The sequence below is a fragment of the Prochlorococcus sp. MIT2302 genome (genome assembly GCF_059772385.1).
Window position 1 is genome coordinate 1684152 of the sequence record NZ_CM186285.1, and the last position, 17664, is coordinate 1701815.

Annotated in this window: 22 protein-coding genes and 1 tRNA gene; 9 read left to right on the forward strand and 14 right to left on the reverse strand. The window is 33.1% G+C overall.

The features are described from left to right. Window positions 1-12: 12 nt before the first annotated feature. Window positions 13-642, reverse strand: coding sequence for a DUF3177 family protein (locus tag AC6EI2_RS09620; protein ID WP_498462123.1), 630 nt, complete (start codon window positions 640-642; stop codon window positions 13-15). Window positions 643-869: 227 nt separating this feature from the next. Between AC6EI2_RS09620 and trmB the strand changes: the two genes are divergently transcribed. After that, complete coding sequence (gene trmB / locus AC6EI2_RS09625) at window positions 870-1514, forward strand: tRNA (guanosine(46)-N7)-methyltransferase TrmB (protein WP_498462124.1); 645 nt, start codon at window positions 870-872, stop codon at window positions 1512-1514. A gap of 82 nt (window positions 1515-1596) precedes the next feature. Beyond that, entirely contained in the window at window positions 1597-2172 is a 576-nt protein-coding gene (locus tag AC6EI2_RS09630; protein WP_498462125.1) for a thioredoxin domain-containing protein, read from the forward strand. On the opposite strand, the gene thyX is transcribed toward AC6EI2_RS09630, so the two are convergent. From thyX to AC6EI2_RS09645, 3 genes are read right to left on the reverse strand one after another with little or no spacing between them, the layout of a single operon-like run. Continuing rightward, a complete protein-coding gene (gene thyX / locus AC6EI2_RS09635; protein WP_498462126.1) occupies window positions 2169-2807 on the reverse strand; it encodes an FAD-dependent thymidylate synthase in 639 nt (212 codons plus the stop codon). The two genes, AC6EI2_RS09630 and thyX, sit on opposite strands and share 4 nt — an antisense overlap. 2 nt (window positions 2808-2809) lie before the next feature. Then, window positions 2810-3403, reverse strand: a complete 594-nt coding sequence (gene dcd, locus AC6EI2_RS09640) for a dCTP deaminase (protein WP_498462127.1) — start codon at window positions 3401-3403, stop codon at window positions 2810-2812. Further along, complete coding sequence (locus AC6EI2_RS09645; protein WP_498462128.1) at window positions 3404-4000, reverse strand: cob(I)yrinic acid a,c-diamide adenosyltransferase; 597 nt, start codon at window positions 3998-4000, stop codon at window positions 3404-3406. It abuts the gene before it with no gap. 310 nt (window positions 4001-4310) lie between these two features. On the opposite strand from AC6EI2_RS09645, the gene ntcA reads away from it, so the two are divergent. From ntcA to AC6EI2_RS09660, 3 genes are read left to right on the forward strand one after another with little or no spacing between them, the layout of a single operon-like run. Then, on the forward strand, window positions 4311-5045 hold the full coding sequence (gene ntcA, locus AC6EI2_RS09650) for a global nitrogen regulator NtcA (protein ID WP_498462129.1): 735 nt from the start codon (window positions 4311-4313) through the stop codon (window positions 5043-5045). Window positions 5046-5099: 54 nt separating this feature from the next. Next, complete coding sequence (locus AC6EI2_RS09655) at window positions 5100-6026, forward strand: DUF3084 domain-containing protein (protein ID WP_498462130.1); 927 nt, start codon at window positions 5100-5102, stop codon at window positions 6024-6026. After that, on the forward strand, window positions 6027-6464 hold the full coding sequence (locus tag AC6EI2_RS09660; protein ID WP_498462131.1) for a RuvC family protein: 438 nt from the start codon (window positions 6027-6029) through the stop codon (window positions 6462-6464). Here AC6EI2_RS09660 and AC6EI2_RS09665 read toward each other — a convergent pair. The 4 genes from AC6EI2_RS09665 to psbH all read right to left on the reverse strand — a co-directional run bounded on the left by AC6EI2_RS09665 (window position 6448) and on the right by psbH (window position 7837). Beyond that, window positions 6448-6705 (reverse strand): DUF3146 family protein, encoded by a 258-nt coding sequence (locus AC6EI2_RS09665; RefSeq protein ID WP_498462132.1) that lies wholly within the window; start codon window positions 6703-6705, stop codon window positions 6448-6450. The two genes, AC6EI2_RS09660 and AC6EI2_RS09665, sit on opposite strands and share 17 nt — an antisense overlap. A 10-nt stretch (window positions 6706-6715) precedes the next feature. Next, a complete protein-coding gene (gene pth / locus AC6EI2_RS09670; protein WP_498462133.1) occupies window positions 6716-7327 on the reverse strand; it encodes an aminoacyl-tRNA hydrolase in 612 nt (203 codons plus the stop codon). A 63-nt stretch (window positions 7328-7390) separates the two neighbouring features. After that, a complete protein-coding gene (locus AC6EI2_RS09675) occupies window positions 7391-7606 on the reverse strand; it encodes a TatA/E family twin arginine-targeting protein translocase (RefSeq protein ID WP_413389751.1) in 216 nt (71 codons plus the stop codon). Between the two features lie 33 nt (window positions 7607-7639). Then, window positions 7640-7837 (reverse strand): photosystem II reaction center phosphoprotein PsbH, encoded by a 198-nt coding sequence (gene psbH, locus AC6EI2_RS09680; RefSeq protein ID WP_498462134.1) that lies wholly within the window; start codon window positions 7835-7837, stop codon window positions 7640-7642. A gap of 455 nt (window positions 7838-8292) precedes the next feature. Here psbH and AC6EI2_RS09685 point away from each other — a divergent pair, with 455 nt between their 5' ends. Continuing rightward, window positions 8293-8421, forward strand: a complete 129-nt coding sequence (locus AC6EI2_RS09685) for a photosystem II reaction center protein I (RefSeq protein ID WP_011294252.1) — start codon at window positions 8293-8295, stop codon at window positions 8419-8421. 80 nt (window positions 8422-8501) lie between these two features. Beyond that, a complete protein-coding gene (locus AC6EI2_RS09690; RefSeq protein ID WP_498462135.1) occupies window positions 8502-10475 on the forward strand; it encodes a DUF3769 domain-containing protein in 1974 nt (657 codons plus the stop codon). Here AC6EI2_RS09690 and AC6EI2_RS09695 read toward each other — a convergent pair. From AC6EI2_RS09695 to AC6EI2_RS09715, 5 genes are all read right to left on the reverse strand, one after another. Further along, complete coding sequence (locus tag AC6EI2_RS09695; protein WP_498462136.1) at window positions 10472-11092, reverse strand: 3-isopropylmalate dehydratase small subunit; 621 nt, start codon at window positions 11090-11092, stop codon at window positions 10472-10474. The two genes, AC6EI2_RS09690 and AC6EI2_RS09695, sit on opposite strands and share 4 nt — an antisense overlap. Before the next feature lie 30 nt (window positions 11093-11122). Beyond that, window positions 11123-12526 carry a 3-isopropylmalate dehydratase large subunit gene (gene leuC, locus AC6EI2_RS09700; protein ID WP_498462137.1) on the reverse strand — a complete coding sequence of 468 codons (1404 nt, stop codon included), beginning with the start codon at window positions 12524-12526 and terminating at the stop codon, window positions 11123-11125. 23 nt (window positions 12527-12549) lie between these two features. Beyond that, window positions 12550-13842 carry a competence/damage-inducible protein A gene (locus AC6EI2_RS09705; RefSeq protein WP_498462138.1) on the reverse strand — a complete coding sequence of 431 codons (1293 nt, stop codon included), beginning with the start codon at window positions 13840-13842 and terminating at the stop codon, window positions 12550-12552. After that, a complete protein-coding gene (gene glyA, locus AC6EI2_RS09710) occupies window positions 13829-15064 on the reverse strand; it encodes a serine hydroxymethyltransferase (protein WP_498463483.1) in 1236 nt (411 codons plus the stop codon). Before glyA ends, AC6EI2_RS09705 begins: the two co-directional genes overlap by 14 nt. Window positions 15065-15187: 123 nt before the next feature. After that, a tRNA-Arg gene (locus AC6EI2_RS09715) sits at window positions 15188-15261 on the reverse strand. Between the two features lie 185 nt (window positions 15262-15446). Between AC6EI2_RS09715 and AC6EI2_RS09720 the strand changes: the two genes are divergently transcribed. Together AC6EI2_RS09720 and AC6EI2_RS09725 are read left to right on the forward strand one after the other, a co-directional pair. Beyond that, window positions 15447-15743, forward strand: coding sequence for a DUF3181 family protein (locus AC6EI2_RS09720; protein ID WP_498462139.1), 297 nt, complete (start codon window positions 15447-15449; stop codon window positions 15741-15743). Between the two features lie 40 nt (window positions 15744-15783). Continuing rightward, complete coding sequence (locus AC6EI2_RS09725; RefSeq protein ID WP_498462140.1) at window positions 15784-16032, forward strand: cytochrome-c oxidase; 249 nt, start codon at window positions 15784-15786, stop codon at window positions 16030-16032. Here the strand turns inward: AC6EI2_RS09725 and murJ are convergent. Further along, window positions 16019-17626, reverse strand: a complete 1608-nt coding sequence (gene murJ, locus AC6EI2_RS09730; RefSeq protein WP_498462141.1) for a murein biosynthesis integral membrane protein MurJ — start codon at window positions 17624-17626, stop codon at window positions 16019-16021. The genes AC6EI2_RS09725 and murJ overlap by 14 nt on opposite strands. Window positions 17627-17664 lie beyond the last annotated feature (38 nt).

The following is a 17664-nucleotide window of genomic DNA, read 5'->3' on the forward strand; positions in this document are numbered from 1 at the left end:
ATTAATTATTGTCTAAAACTTACCCGCAAAACGTCCATTTTTGGGGAATTGGATCACAAGCCATTGGAGTAAACCTATTAAATATATTATCAGAGCTAGATATGCGAAAAATGTAGCTAAAGTTGTAGTCCAATTACCATCTAAAATAAATTTTATAATGATTTTTGTTGTAATAAATGTATTGTATGGGATTTCTCTCCAAGTATCGCAATAGTTTCCTGTTATCGAGTTTAAACATCTCCAACTAATGATATGCAGTCCAGTATTTAAAATTCCCCAGAAGGATAAGCTCCAACGCCAAATTCTTGTTGTTAATGAAATTGGATTGTATATATACATTTCATCAATTTCTTCATTGAGATCAACCCAAAACCAAATAGAAGAAATCATTAGTATTGGTGAGATTAGAGATATGAATAGGCCTAATTGGCTCTCACTACTTAGAAACAGAATATTTATTGCGTAAAGACTAGAAACTTTCCAATAAATTGATAACAATCGATCAATAGAGCTTGAATTTGAAATTTTTGCCCAAATAAAGAGAAACAAAGGCAGACCAAATGCAAAAGTGGCTGCAATACGATATGAGAGCCAAACTAGAATTTGGAATTGAGGTTCAGTCAAGACAATAATCTCATTCATATGTATTATCAGCCTTTATCGATTGTTTTCATCTTTATTCCCAATTATTAAAGACTTTTCTCTATATTCACAGAAAAAGCCTGACTCAGAAATAGAATTTATTCTATATTTTTATTGACAATTAGTAGCAAATAAATAATAAAGTTTATCTTCTTGAGACTTTGATCAGGAATTTGAAGTTAACTTGCTAGGATATAACTTTAACTTATTAATATCAGGCTTCATTTGTGAGACAGCATGTAAATCCTCTAAGCCATTTTTTTCAGTTACCTTTATCACTGCCAAGTAATTCTATTCTTTTCAAAAATTCTCATGACCCAATTCATCTAGATATTGGTTCTGCTAAAGGAGAATTCTTAATAGAATTGGCATCAAAATTTCCCAATTGGAATTTTTTAGGACTCGAGATAAGAGAACCTCTTGTTAGTTCATCTGAAAGAAAAAGAAAACAATTGGGATTGTTAAATTTAAAATTCCTATATTGCAATGTGAATATTAGCTTAGATGAATGGTTGTCAGATTTAGATCTTAATCAATTAAAAAGAGTTTCGATTCAATTTCCAGATCCTTGGTTTAAACGAAAACATCTTAAAAGGAGAGTTTTAACAAAAAGTCTTCTTAATTCGATTGCACGATCTATAAGTAAGGATGGTGAACTATTCATACAAAGCGATATATACAAACTAATTGAATATATGACTAATATTATTGATGAGAGTATTTATTTTGATAGAAAAATTTTAAAAGGATTAAAATGGCTTGAAAAAAATCCCTATGAGGTAACAACAGACAGGGAATTATTTGTTCTTAAGCAGAATTTACCAATATATAGAGCGATGTATATTAGAAATAGTACTCTATTCATAAATTAAGTTGATTTATAATTAATATAATCGTATGCTTTTTGAATTGAAGTATTTTATATATAATTAACTATAGGAATGCGTATCTATTATGAAAGATAATACTAGTGCAGGCAAAGACCTTAGTGATTTTCAAAAATATTTTTTAGCTTTTCTAAGTTTTTTTCTAGTGATTGCTTTACTCTTTATTCGCAATGGTTTTAAAGAAAATGCAATGCTTGATCGATTAGCTAAAAACTCCCTTTTACCTGAAAATGCCTTGTTAAATGGAAAACCTACAGTTTTTGAATTTTATGCAGATTGGTGTGAAGCTTGTAAGGAGATGGCTCCAGATATGATTGATGCAAAAAAACAAAATGACAATAAAGTCGACGTTGTTTTACTGAATGTTGATAATTCTAGATGGATTGATTTGATTGAAAAATATGATGTATATGGTATTCCTAAGCTGATTTTTTTTGATGATAAAGGTGTTATGAAGGGGTTTTCATTAGGGGTTAGAAAATATAATGAACTTAATGAAATATTTATCTCTTTAATTAATAATTCAAAATTACCATCTTTTACTACAGAATCAAACTCAAGCAATTTGTCATCAGAATTTTTCTCTAAGGAAGAGAGTTTTAATAACATTATTAAAACTGAAGCTCCAAGAAACCATAGTTAATTGAGCCAATTTAAAGCTGATGAAACCACTGGGTATTCTTGCGAAAAAATATTTTTGCACTCTTTTGCAATATCCATATGTTCTTTTTGGGTCCCATGGCCAGTTCGTAGATTTATGTAATGAATCCAAGACCGACATGAACCTGTCATGTAAATCCTAGTTGGTGTAGCAAGTGGAAGTACAAATCTTGCACATTCTTTTGCTATTCCTGCTTCTAGCATTTCTTCATAAAGTTGTTTATTTAGATTGAATTGACGTTTAATCTTTTCATTAAATTGATTTATAATTTTTTCTGATAAATCTGAAATTGAATTTTGTCTATTTTTATTATCTTGCCTTCTCAATTCAGGTAGGGGTATTTCTCCAAGTGCTCTACTATCTGCATAACGTTGCGAGAATTCTTGAAAAGTAAATGATCGATGTCTCAATATTTGTGCTGCAATTCCTCTTGTGGTTTCTATTTGTAAAGTCATATAAGCTTGCTCAAAGACACTCCAATGTTCATTTTTGATGCAATATGCTAATAATTTACTAAAATCTTCATTATCTTGATTTTTTGGATTACTAACTCTGGCTATGTATGCCATGTTTTTCTCAGCATCTGGTGTAGAAGTTATTAATTGAACAAGACTCATATTCAAACTTTTGCTAAGGTAACTTTTTCTTTTTGATGTTGATATTTGCCTTGCCTATCGCTATAAGTAGTCTCACAAGGGTCACCTTCAAAGAAAAGTAATTGACAAATTCCTTCATCAGCATAAATCCTGCAGTCCGCCCCAGAACTGTTACTAAATTCAAGTGTTAGATGACCTTCCCAGCTTGCTTCTGCAGGCGTTGTATTGACAATTATTCCCAAGCGAGCATAAGTACTTTTACCAAGACAAATAACAGTAATATTTGGCGGGACTTTCATTTTCTCTAATGCCACTCCAAGACCGTAAGAGTGAGCAGGTAAAATAAAATATTTACCATCCTGATCTTCTTTTAAATCGGTAGGTTCTAGATTCGCAGGATTAAATTTTTTTGGATTCATTACTGTTCCTGGAACATGCTTGAAAATCAAAAATTCTTTTGAGGATAGACGCAGATCGTATCCATAAGATGAGCAACCAAAGCTTAAAACAGGTGATTTTTTTGATTCAGGTTCAAGATGCCTTATTAGTTTTTCTTGAAATGGTTCAAGCATTCCTAAAGAAGCTTGCTGTGAAATCCAACGATCGTTCTTTAACATTTAATTGCAGCGTAATTCGGTGATTTGATCAGCCATCTCAATCACTTTAGGAGGAATTGATTGTCCCGTAAGAATAATATCTGTAGATGATGGGCGGTTATTGATCATAGAAATCAAATCAGTTTCTTCTATAAAACCAAGGCTAATTGCCATACCAATTTCATCAAGTACGATTTTGTCTAACTTTTTTTCAATTAAACGTTTTTTACAAAATTCCCATATTTCTTTAATTGCTTTCTCTTCATGTTTTTTCTTAAAAGATAAATTTTCCTCTGGCAACTCTCCAGGTAAGCAAGTATCAATAGCTGGTCTTAACCACTCCAGTCGACCACAAAGATTTACTGCTCCATGGGGACCTTGATTGACTCCGCCTTTCAAGAATTGAGATATTAACACTTTGCTTCCCAAGCCTGCAGATCGTAGCGCTTCGCTTAAAACAATAGAAAAACTACCTCTAAAAGGAGAGGTGTGTATTTGTAATTGGCCTTGTGTTTTAACTAGTTGTAAAGGTTTTCTATCTGGAAGAGCCCTAAGAGAAGGCCCTTTGGCTAGTGACAAGTCCTCTCGTTGAGCATTGATGCTTGATCCTGCATTCATCTCAAATTCGATCTTAACGTCTAAATTTTAATCTAGCGCCTTTAAAATCTGTAATCAACCAAAGAACACTATCTGTGGTGTATGAGGTAAATTTTTTTAACTTTTAAGATTCTTCGGAGCTTTGAAGGAGTTTAAATTTATAGATCTATTTCTTGAATGTTTTCAAGTCTATTTTAAGCATGCGGATTTTAAATAGTAGAATTCAGAACGAGGAAAGAAATTGAGATGGGGATTAAGGGTGAAAAAAGTCGCCATGGCTACATATCGTTTTTTCACAACTTATTAATGTTCTCAGAACGATCAATTAAATATGGTCACTTCGTTTCGTGGCTTTACCCGTTTCAACCAACAAAAAAATAGCCATATGGCTGTTAATTCATCATCAAATTCTTTGCCTCCAACCAACACTTTGTTGGAAGTAATTAAGTCTTTAGATGGTGTCTCTACCGAAGTCGTAGATAGGTCAAAAACAATTTTTTTCCCTGGCGATCCAGCAGAAAGGGTTTACTTGATTAGGCGTGGTGCTGTTCGCTTGAGCAGGGTATATGAAACAGGTGAAGAAATTACAGTTGCTTTATTGAGGGAAAATAGTCTTTTCGGAGTTTTATCTTTATTGACAGGGAATAGATCAGATCGTTTTTATCATGCAGTTGCATTTACTCGTGTGGAACTCGTAGCGGCCCCCGCGACTTCGGTAAGGAATGCAATTGAGCAAGATGCTTCGGTTGGTTTGCTTCTTCTACAAGGTCTATCAAGTCGAGTACTTCAAACTGAGACAATGATTGAAACTTTAACTCATAGAGATATGTCTTCTCGGCTTGCCAGTTTTTTGCTGGTTTTGTGCAGGGACTTTGGTGTACCTGGGGAAAAAGGTGTAACAATTGACCTAAGACTTTCACATCAAGCTATTGCTGAAGCTATTGGTTCAACCAGAGTGACAATTACACGACTGCTTGGTGAGTTAAAAAGTTCATCATTGTTGGCAATAGATAGGAAAAAGATAACTATATTCGATCCAATAGCCTTAGCAAAAAGATTTAATTGAAGCCCATTACATACTAAGGTTTAAGAGGTTTGCTTAATTCCACTTCTTCTTTCTGTGACAGTCTGGCTGAAAATTCTTTTGATATTAATCCTAGGTGGAATACTATCTACTCTAGGTGATCGCTTAGGTTCTAGAGTTGGTAAGGCTCGTTTAAGTATCTTTAAATTAAGACCAAAAAGTACTGCTGTTTTAATAACTGTTTTTACTGGAAGTATTATTAGTGCTATTTCATTTGCAACAATGATTATATTTGATAGGGATTTAAGGGTCGGATTATTTCAACTAGAGGATATTCGAGAAAAGATTATAGATAGTGAAAAAGAATTAAAAAAATTAGAAAAAAATTTATATGCTTTTAGAAGTGGAAATGTAGTAATAACTAGTGGCCAGACTTTAGTAACTAAGACCATTAAATTAAATAAAAATAGTGATATAAAAAAAATTATCGAAAGTTTGTTGCAGCAAGCTAATCTTTATGCTTTTAATTTAGTAAAAACAAATCAATCTAATTATAGAAGGATCTTATTAGTTCGTAAAGATGATATTGAGAAGCTTGAGAGTAAAATATCTGATAACAGAAGTTGGGTTGTTAGAATTAAATCAGCAGGAAATATACTTAGAGGTGAAAATTATGTTTATGCATTTCCTGAGGTCACATTAAATAAAATTATTACAAGCAAAGGAGAGGTTATTGCTTTAGAAAATATATCTTTATCTGATTCTGACTCTGAATCGATTAGTAAAAAGATTAATCTTTTAATGGCTTCAACTTTGGCAGAGGTTAGGCGACGAGGTTCTTTAAGTTCTGAGTTGCAAATTAATGCTAATCAAATTAATAATTTAGGAAAGTATCTAGTTAGTAAAAGAAAGGGAGAATTTCAAATAATAGCTAGAGCTGTTGATACGCATCAAAGTGCAGATAAAGTCTCTGTATCATTAGAGCTAAAGTCTTTAGAAGAAATTATTAGAAGCAAGAGTTAAATGAGTTTTTACATATCAATAGATCCAGGTAATAAAAAATGTGGCTTATTGTTGGCTGATATTAAGTCCAGAAAAGTAATTGAAGCAGGGATAACTTCGTTAAATAAATTTCCTGATTTAGTTTCGTTTTGGAGTGAAGATTATGAAATTAGTAAGATAATCATTGGTGATGGAACAAATTGTAAGTATATAAAGAATGAATTAAAACGAAAAAAATTTTTTGATCTAAATTATGTGAATGAAAAAGGATCAACTTTACGAGCAAGGTTTAGATATTGGGAAATTTGGCCTCCAAATTATTTTATTCGTTGGCTTCCGAAAGAAATCCTTTTCCCTCCTGACAATCTTGATGCCATTGTAGCTTTGATTTTATTGGAAGATTTTTTAAAATCTTCATTGATCTGGCCTGAGAAACTAGATATTAAAATTTGGCCCTAACTGTAAAAATGTAATCCCCGCCAGACTCAAGTTTGTAATCAGCTTTTACTAAATACCTCTCTAAGGCATCTTTGATTAAGGCTCTTCCAAGTGGTGGTTCTACAAAAAGTTGTCCTCTGTGAAACGCCCAAATAAAACTCCATTCGAAATCCCCTGCACGAACAATCCCCTCAACCTTCTGTTCATTAAAGCATTGCTTATGAATTTGAAGATATGCAGTAGTTGATGGTTTGTTATTCATTCTCAAACAGTTATGATTTCTCAGGCTTGTAAGAATTTAGTCGAGTAGTTATATTTTCCCAATTATTTGATGTGATTGAATCAATACAACTAATAATTTCCTGAATGATCAAATTTAATACTATAAATTCTTCATTTGAAAATCTACCTAAGACATGAGATATAGTTTTAGATTTTCTGTCTTGTTGAATCTCACTTGGGGGTCCTATCCCAATCTTTAATCGCTTAAACTCAGCAGTACCTAGATGTTTGATAATACTTTTTAATCCATTATGACCGCCTGAACTACCCTTAGAGCGGACTCTTATTTTTCCTAGAGGTAGATCCATATCATCTACTAGGACTATTAATTGATGATTTTCAAAATTAAACCAATCCTTTGCTGATCTAACTGATTTTCCACTTTCATTCATATATGTATTAGGCATTAAGAGTCTTGTTTGTTCTATACCTGAGCCATAAGCACAAGTCCTACCAAATAATTTTTTGCTTTCACGAAAGCTGCAATTATTTTTCTTTGAAATCTCTTCTAAAACCATGAAACCAACATTGTGTCGAGTTTTCTTGTACTCAACTCCTGGATTTCCTAAACCAACTAATAATTTTATGTTATTGCCCAACATATCAAGTAGATAGAATCTCAGTTGATTCTAAAAGTTAAATATATTTATTTAATTTTGGAGAAATTAATTTTCTTTCTCCAAAATGTCTTCATTTGAAGACTCTTCTTCTGTCATAGCGTTTTTGATTTCACGTTCAAATTCCGTAGAGGCGCTCTGAAGACCTTTGAGGGTTTTACCAATAGTTCTTCCAAGTTCAGGAAGACGTTTTGGACCAAAAATAACAAGCGCTAATCCAGCAATAACAGCTATTTCAGGTAAACCAACCCCAAAAATATTCATGAGCAAAATTCAACTACTCAGAATTTAATCAATTCAGCCGTTCCAGTCGACAGAAAAACCTTGTAGGAGAAGTGATTGGTTATAAATTTGGAGCATTATAACTAGAAAAATTAGTAGCAAAATTCCTATAAAAGCCATTACTGGTACTGCTCCCCATCCTGGTACAACTTTTCCTTGTCCAGAATTGCCAATGGATTTAAGCAAAGATCCAAGTGCTGTTTTTTGTCCCATGTCGGTTCTCTTAGCTCAGATTTGTATGAGTCCCGATATTGTATGAGAACTTGTCCAAAAGAAGAAGAGACTGTAGAAACTTGTGATGGAATGACCTAAAAAAATATGATATTTAAGAATTATGCTTAGAAAAAAGCTGAAAAAAGCTGAAAAAAGCTGAAAAAAGCTGAAAAAAGCTGAAAAAAGCTGAAAAAAGCTGAAAAAAGCTGAAAAAAGCTGAAAAAGAAAAAGAACTAGATAAATACAAAAACAAGGAAAGTTAAGGATTTGAGAAATTTGAATGAGGAAAAAAATTAATCTCTCTATCTATATTCCTTGCTTTGATTGACTTTTTAAGCTTTATCGAAATTAAAAAAACTTTCAAGTTTCCAAAAGTCTGTAACACCTTTGCTTTTTTCATTGGAGTTATTGACTTCATAGGATAGGTTTAACCTCTAATTACTAGGTTAGGATTCATGCTTGCCCTCAAGATTTCCGTTTATACGGTCGTCTTTTTCTTTGTCGGGATCTTTTTATTTGGCTTCTTGGCAAGTGATCCAACAAGGACTCCAAATAGAAAGGATTTGGAAAGTCCTCAGGATTAAAAATGACACGCTAATTACTGGACTAAACAAGCTCCTGTAATTTCTTTTTTCAGTATTATCTTTTCGTCGGCTTAAATGATTTGGCGGCGAAGAGAAAATATTTCTTTTTTGTAAACCTTGGTTTCCTTGGGTTTGCTTCATTCGCCTATTTTTTTGACGTTGCTTTTGGGAAAGAGAATCTTCTTGAAAATTTAACTGTTGATACTGATAAACACCCACCTGTAGAAAAGTTAAAAGGAGAGCAAAAAGACAATATTTTCTTAACTCTCAAGATTTTCTCAGATAAGCAATATGATTACGATCAGGATATTTATTTAGCTCAGGGAAACGTTAAGGCAATAATAAATGGTTGGGTCTTAAGATCTGATTCGCTAAGTTATAATAAAACTACTGGTATTGTAACTGCAAAGGGGAATATTAGATTTAGAAAAAGAAGGCAATATTTCAGAGGTAAGGAATTTCAATATAATTTATTAAAGCAAGAAGGAAGTATTAAAAATGTATACGGGATATTGGATATTCAAAACGTTTTGAATGATTTAAAATTCGATGCTAATTCAAATGAAAATAGTTCTAATAATATACTCAAAAATACTTATAATGATGGAATAGAATTTGTTTTTGGCAATATTAAATTGCCAAAAAATAAAATTACTTTGTCAGATAAATCAAAAGGGTCTATTAATAATTGGAGGTTTAAATCTGATTTAATAACTATTAATGAGAGTGGCTGGAAATCTAACAGAATAGATTTTACGAATGATCCATTAGATCCTCATCAAATTGCTTTTGTGGGAATAGATGTCATAGCAGAAGAAGACAATGAAGGTCAATTACTAATTACAACGTCTAAAACAAATTTAATTCTAGAAAATAGAACGAAAATTTCTATTGGTAAAAGAATATTTAGAGGGACGAAAAAAAAGAGAAAATATAGTTTAATACTTGATGGCAAAGATCGTGATGGATTGGTCTTAATAAGAAGAATTGATAAAATAAATTTGACTAATAACTTAGAACTTGAGTTTCAGCCTCAGTTTCTAATTAGTAGATCTCTTTTAGATAAAACACATAGTTACAATAGTGATAAAAGTCAAGAAGGTAAAGACGTAAAATATTCGGATATGTTTGGTTTGAATATAAAACTAAATGCAAGTTATAAGGATTGGGATTTTGATAGTGTAAATGATCTGAGTACACTAAATACAAAAAGGATTTTTAGTGGCCTTAGACATTCATCCTCTTTAAGAAAATATTTTGAATTGCCAATTCTAGATGAATCGAGTTTTAATGTTTTTACTACTTATAGGTCTAGAGCGTGGAATGGAACAATAGGAGAAACTGAAATTAAATCAGCATTTGGAGGTTTTTTTGATAAGACATATTCTTTTGAAGCTGCTAAAGGGAAACAAAATTTAAATATTCGATTTGGATCTGCTAAATACGAAGCAGAAGAACTTAAAAATACTAAACTTAAGAGTCTCTGGAGAACTAGCTTTTTTGCTTCTTTAGACAGTGAATATCAAATATGGAAGAGTAATAGAAAAAAAATTGATCAGAATAGAAAGATGCTTTTATCTCCTATTTTAGTTAATCCTGAATTAGTTTTTAGAACTAATCTTAAAACAGCTTATTTTAAATATGAAGATATTAGCGTACAGAGTTTTCTTAAGCTCAGTGCTGGTCCTGAAATTAGATTAGGGAAGTTAGAGAGAAATATTCTTGATTATACAAAAATATTTGTTATGCCAGGCGTGAAATTTAAATCTGGAAATAGTCCATTTAAGTTTGATAATGCCGTTGACTTGAAAACATTAAATATAGGTTTTATGCAACAAATATATGGACCTATAATTTTTGATATTAGTTCTAATTTAAATATTGATAATGGTTCAGAGAATTATGGGGAATATTATGATACGAAGATAGGCCTTTTATGTCATAGAAGGGCTTATGAATTTGGAATTTACTATCATCCAAATAATGATGCAGGAGGAATATATTTTCGTTTAAATGGATTCAAATTTAGTAATTATGTAGAACCAATATTCTAGACGTCTAACTTGAAATTATTTAGATACGGCAGATTATTAAATGTTTTATTTATTTTTTCTTCTTCATCTAATAGTTGAGAGGTCGCATCCCATTTGCCAGAAAAAAGCATATTGTAGGGGCCTTCATCAAGATTAAGTTTGAATGTTTCTTTTTGATTAGAAATGGATAGATTCTTAAGATTAAAATTCCAAGTTTGATTGCTAGTTTTTTCAACTAGGTTTTGCAATTTTACTATTTGTTCTTTTGTGGCTGTAAGACAAGGTATACCTAGAGCAAGACAATTCCCAAAGAAAATTTCAGCAAAACTTTCCCCAATAAGTAATCTTATCCCCCATCTCATAAGAGCCTGAGGTGCATGCTCTCGACTGGAACCACAGCCAAAATTGTCATTCACAATAAGGATATTGGCTCCTTTATTATGATCAAGATCAAATGGGTGATTACCCTTTAGCTCTCTCCGATCATCCGCAAAGACTTGTTCTCCTAATGCGGAAAAACTTACACATTTGAGAAATCTTGCAGGAATGATTCTGTCAGTATCAATATCGTCGCCTCTAATTGTAAAGCTACGGCCTTGTATTGATTTGATTTCACCTTTTGGGAACTCTTGTTTCATATTTCAATAAGTTTATTTTTAGTTTTACTCTTACAGGAAATTTCTTACATCTGTAATCTTCCCATTTATTGCAGCAGCAGCAACCATAGCAGGGCTCATTAACAAGGTTCTCCCATTTGCAGATCCTTGCCTCCCTTTGAAATTTCTATTACTTGAACTAGCGCTGATTTGTCTTCCCTCAAGTTTGTCAGGGTTCATCGCCAAACACATTGAGCAACCTGGTTCTCGCCATTCAAAACCTGCTTTGAGAAATATTTTATCTATTCCTTTTTCTTTCGCCTCCTTAGCGACTTTTTGAGAACCAGGAACGACAAATGCTCGAATGCCTGTAGCGACTGAATGACCCTTAACAATTTTAGAGGCCTCTTGGAGATCACTTAATCTTCCATTGGTACAGCTACCTATAAAGCAAACATCAATTGATTTCCCCTCAATGGGTTCATCTGGTTTTAGATTCATGTATTTGCATGCGTCTTTAGCGATTTGTTGCTCATTTTGAGGTAACAACTCAGGATTTGGAATTGTTTCTTTGATTGAAATTCCTTGCCCAGGAGTTATACCCCAAGTAACAGTGGGTTCTATTGATGATCCATCTAATTGAATCTCATCGTCGAATGTGGCTTTTGAATCACTAGCTAAACTTTTCCACCAAGAAACAGCTTTATCCCATTCTGGACCTTTGGGTGCGTGTTTTTTCCCTCTGATATATCTAAAAGTAGTTTCATCTGGATTGATATAACCGCATCTTGCACCACCTTCAATAGCCATATTGCATATAGTCATTCGCCCCTCCATTGATAGTTTTTCTATTGCAGGTCCAGCAAATTCATATGCAAATCCAACTCCTCCCTTAACTCCAAGATGACGAATAATATGAAGAATTAGGTCTTTTGCATAGACTCCCTTTTGTAATGCACCATCTACCCATATTCTCCTTACTTTTAGTTTGTTCATTGCCAAACTTTGACTGGCTAAAACATCTCGAACTTGACTAGTTCCAATGCCAAATGCGATTGCTCCAAATGCTCCATGAGTTGAGGTATGTGAATCTCCGCAAGCTACTGTCATACCAGGCTGCGTTAAACCTAATTCTGGAGCCATGACATGAACTACACCTTGCGAATCACTTCCAATTCCATGAAATTTTATCCCATGAGTTTTGCAGTTATTTTCTAAAGTTGCCAACATTTCCTCTGCAAGAGGATCATTAAAAGGACGTTGTTGATTTGAGGTGGGGACTATATGGTCAACGGTTGCGACTGTGAGATTGGGAAACTTGACTTCAAGATTCTTTTCGTCAAGAGCGGAAAAAGCTTGAGGACTCGTAACTTCGTGAATTAAATGAAGGCCAATAAAAAGTTGAGTTGATCCCCCAGGTAGTTCTTTTACCTGATGGAAGTTCCAAACTTTGTCGTAGAGGGTTCCAGAACTCAAATTTCAAATACAATAATTAGGAATTAACTTTCCATGATTATAGATAAACGTAATCTATCAAGAGCATTTAAAACGCTTAATTTTTGAATATCTTCTCTTGTCTTATTAGATCCGAATCTTTCTTCCCATGAAATAAGGGTTTTCGGACCCTTAATACAAAAATTGACTAAACCAACTGGTTTTAATTCGCTGCCACCAGCAGGACCTGCAATACCACTGACAGATATAGCCCAGTTAACTTTGAATTTTTTTTGAACTCCTTTCGCCATTGCTTCAACAACTGGCTTTGAGACAGCTCCATAGCTATTAATTATCTCTTCAGGGACTTCTAATATGTTCTGTTTGATTGAATTATTATATGCGATGACACCTCCATAAAAAATTTTTGAAGATCCAGGAATTTTTGTGAGTTTAGAGCCAATACCACCTCCGGTACATGATTCTGCAACAGCAATTGTTTCTTTTCTGCTAAGTAATAATTTAATTACTACTTCTTCAAGAGTCGTATTGTCTGTACCAAAGCATTTTAATCCAGTCATTTGAGTTAATTCTTCTTCAATTGGTTTTATAGATTTATTATTTTCTTTAACATTATCTCCTTTCGCTGTGATTCTTACCTTTACTTCCCCTGTGCTTGCATAAGTTGCGACAGTAGGGTTGCTTGCTTTAAGTAAATGTGGGATTTCATCTGCTAGAAGGGATTCACTTATACCTGCAAAATGTAATACTTTGCTAGTAATAATTTCCTTTGAGAAATTATTACTAATTAACAACTTTGAGGCCTCTTTTACCCACATTTCTTTTAATTCACTTGGTACCCCAGGAAAAGTTACTATTGTAAAATTTTTTTTAGGACTCCATATTATACCTGGTGCTGTGCCTGAATAATTATTTATAATTTTAGCTCCTTTGGGGACAAAAGATTGTTTCTTCTGACTTTCAGATAATTTTCTAACCTTATTCTTCATTTTGTTTTTTAATTCAATTAAAATATCATTTCTTTGTTCCAGGGGCGTATTAAAAGTATCAGCAATTATTTTTGTCGTAATATCATCTGGTGTTGGTCCAAGACCACCAGTTGTGATTAAAAGTTGAGATCGATTAGATGACTCTAGTATTGCTTCTTTTAATCTTGCAGGATTATCTCCAATAACGGTTTGTCTAAAATGTGGAATACCTAAAATTGCTAATTGCTCTGCGATCCATTGAGAATTAGTGTTAACAATGTTTCCTAGAAGAAGTTCACTTCCAATGCATAAAATCTCTGCTCCAAATGAATTATTTTTGTCTATCTTAATTTCTTTAGATGTTTTCACTATATAAAGGAAATTTGTTACAAAGCTCAGATACTTTTTTGATTGAATTTTCCTTTATGTCTTCATCATGCGGGTTAAGCAGTCTATCGGCAATGATATTGCCTACATCTTCAAAGGCTTGTTCATCAAAACCTCTAGTTGTAAGGGCTGCTGAACCTAGCCTTAGACCACTCGTAACAAACGGGGACTCGGGATCAAAAGGCACGGTATTTTTGTTCGCAGTTATTTTGATATCACTAACCAACTGATCAGCAATTTTACCCGTCATTCCAATGCTTCTAAGGTCAAGAAGAACTATATGATTATCAGTACCTTTGCTTACAATTGAAATACCTCTTTTTTGTAGTTGATTAGAAAGAACTTGTGCATTTGAGATTACTCTTTGGCTGTAGATCTTAAATTCCGATTCAGAAGCTTCTTTGAATGCCACAGCCTTAGCTGCTATTACGTGTTCCAATGGACCTCCTTGAGTACCTGGAAATACTGCCTTATCAAGCTTTTTGCCAAGCTCTTCATCTTTTGAGAGAATTAGTCCCCCCCTTGGGCCTCTAAGAGTTTTGTGAGTGGTTGTTGTAACTACATCACAATATGGGATTGGGTTTGGGTGCAGACCACTTGCAACTAAACCTGCAATATGAGCAATATCAGCTAATAAGTAAGCGTTTACCTCATCAGCTATTGATCTAAAAGCCTGGAAGTCAATTTTCCGAGGATACGCAGAGAATCCACAAATGATTAGTTTAGGTTGATTTTCAATTGCTTTTTTTCTGATTGCATCCATGTCAAGCATTTCGGTTCTTTGATCAACTTCGTAGTGGCATGTCTTAAACCACTTACCACTGACATTGACAGGTGAACCATGTGTGAGGTGTCCTCCATGAGATAGGTCCATTCCCATGATTGTGTCACCAGGCTTTAGGAGGCTTAAGAAAACTGCAAAGTTTGCTTGTGCTCCGCTGTGCGGTTGGACATTTGCCCATTTGGCACCGAAAAGATTTTTTGCTCTTTCTATTGCTAACTTTTCAATCTCATCGATATGTTCACATCCTCCGTAATAACGTTTGCTGGGGAGACCTTCAGCGTATTTATTTGTCAGGACTGATCCCTGGGCTTCCATTACAGCCTTTGAGGCGAAATTCTCGCTTGCAATAAGTTCTAAATGAGTTTCTTGTCTTGATAATTCATTGTTTATTAGTTTTGCAATACTTGGATCACATTCCAATAATGAGGATTTAATGGTCACTTTATTCTTTTATTTATGTTGTGATAGTAAGCATATGTTTAGTCCAATGAGGGAAAACTTTCTCTTATTTTCTGTTTATATAAGGATTTAGATATTTTTAAACGCGCCTGGAGAGATTCGAACTCCCGACCCTCTGATCCGTAGTCAGATGCTCTAATCCGCTGAGCTACAGGCGCACAAAAAAACAATATCAGATCAACTCCCAAAGAATAGAAAAATATGTTTGTATTTTTGTCTGAAAATTCATTTAAATTTGATTGAGAAAGCTAAAAAGTTATTTTCTCATTAATTTTTTCAATTAGAGATAGCAACAAATTTCTATCTAAGCTTATTGATAATAGTAAAAAACCCGTATCTTTTTATGACCACTTCTATCGATTCATCGCAAATCAATGAGCTTGCCGTCTCATTAGCTGACAGATTGTTTATTCAAGTTGGAGGGTGGAACCTTTATCTAGGAGATGCTGGCCTTGCAAAGGACTTGGCTATAGAATGTAAGGCTTACTTTGACCAAGGGGCAAATATTGCAGCTAGAAAAGGTCTTGAGGGGATTCAGGTGAAACTTGGCGGAGGCAAAACCATATTGCCATTATCAAGATTAATTCCACCAAATCAATTTTTTGACCTTGAAGAGATTTTAGAACCCTATTGCAGATAAGATTTGATCAATTGCTTTATTGATCTTGTTGATAATTCAAGTGACTAATGCCAGGGATGTTGTAAGGCAGCGAATTGGTCGTTTAGGTGAGAGACTTATAGGTAAAGTTACTGATGCTGATGCCCAGGTTGAGAAGGAATTAATTAAAGAGATGGAAATAGCTTTTCAAGAGTTTGGTATCGAAGCAAGAATTCTCTCAGTGAGTGGACTGAAGACTGATGAAATGAATTGTTTGGAAATTCCTCTAAAAGTTAGATCAGAAAAAGATGTTTTTCTTAAAGACGAATAAATTTTTCTTTTAAAAATTTATTGAAATAATTTATGTGGTCAATCTTAAAAATAGTTGCTAGATAATTAAATATAGTCAGAGTTATTCCAGAAGAGACTAAAACTTTGAATAATAAAGATAAAAAGCCATAAGGCAAATCAATTATTTTAAAAATAAAAAATGAGCTAAGTCCACAAATAAAACCTATTAAAATAATTTTAAGATTGTCCGAGAGAATTCTAGATAAATTGAAATTGTCTAATTTTTCATTTAATTTTAACAGTAAAAGGATACACGCAAAAAAATTGACAAATGTAGTGGAGAATACTAATCCATTTACACCTAGATTAAAAGGTGAAAGTTCACCCCAAGGACTTGATCCTCCTATTAAAAACCAGTCGAAAAATAAATTTAGAAATATTGCTATGGTTGAAATTCTAAATGGTGTTTTGGCATCTTCAATGCCATAAAAAACTCTAACTAATAGATCTCTAGATAGATAAAAAGGCATTCCAATTCCATATGCAATTAATAGTTGACTTACTATATCTATTGCATTTTGATTAAATGCCCCTCTTCCATATATTAATAAAACAATTGGAGTAGAAAGTGAAATAAATATAGATCCTAAAAATATCATAGAGCCCATGGAAAGCGTCAATCCTTGATGAATCTTTTCTATTAATTTTATATGATTTTCTCTTGCCTTTAAACTTACAAAAACAGGCAATAATGGTATTAAAATAGTACTTGATAATATTCCAAGAGGAGCTTGTATTAAAAAGTTTGCATAACTTAGTGCGGCCGCTGCGCCTACTATTTTTGATGCGAAGAACAAATCTGTAAATACATTAATTTGAATCATTCCTGAAGATAGTGAAGCAGGAGCAATCATTCTCCATGCTCTTTTTATTTCGGAATATTTTGATTTGATTGAAAAACTTATTGCAAATATACCTTTTTTAATTAAGAAGGGTATTTGAATTAAATATTGTGTTAGAGCTCCTATTAATGTTGCCTTGGCGAGAATCATTCCTCCTGTTAGATCTGATTGAGATATATCCGTGATGTTTTCTTTGCTTATCCAAAAGATTGATATCGAAATTATGATCATTAGACTTGAAATTAGTGGGGCTATAGAGGGAATGAAAAATTCTTTTTTGGCATTTAATGATCCAAATCCTATGCCTATTAATCCAGATATGAAGATTATCGGAGACATTATTTTTAATTGTGAGGATGCTATTTCTTTTATTTCTGGGGTTAAATTTGGTCCAACTAGATTAATTAATAGATCAGAAGAAATGAAAATAAATAAACTAATTACTAATAATATTAGCGACAAAATATTATTAATTGAATTGATAAATAATTTACTATCAACTTTGTTTTTCTCTGCTAATAGGCTAACCATTGAGTTATGCAATGGTCCGTTAACACCTCCTAAAAGAACTAAGAAAAAACCAGGTATAATGTAAGCATAACTATAGGCATCATATGCTGCATTGATCCCAAAAGCACCAGCAATAACTAATTGCCTTACCATGCCTCCAAATTTGCTCAATAAAGTCCCTAGGCTGACGACGAAGGCAATTTCTTTTATTGATTTAGACATGTTATATTTGAGGATAAGAAACTGTTTTGTTTAAAATA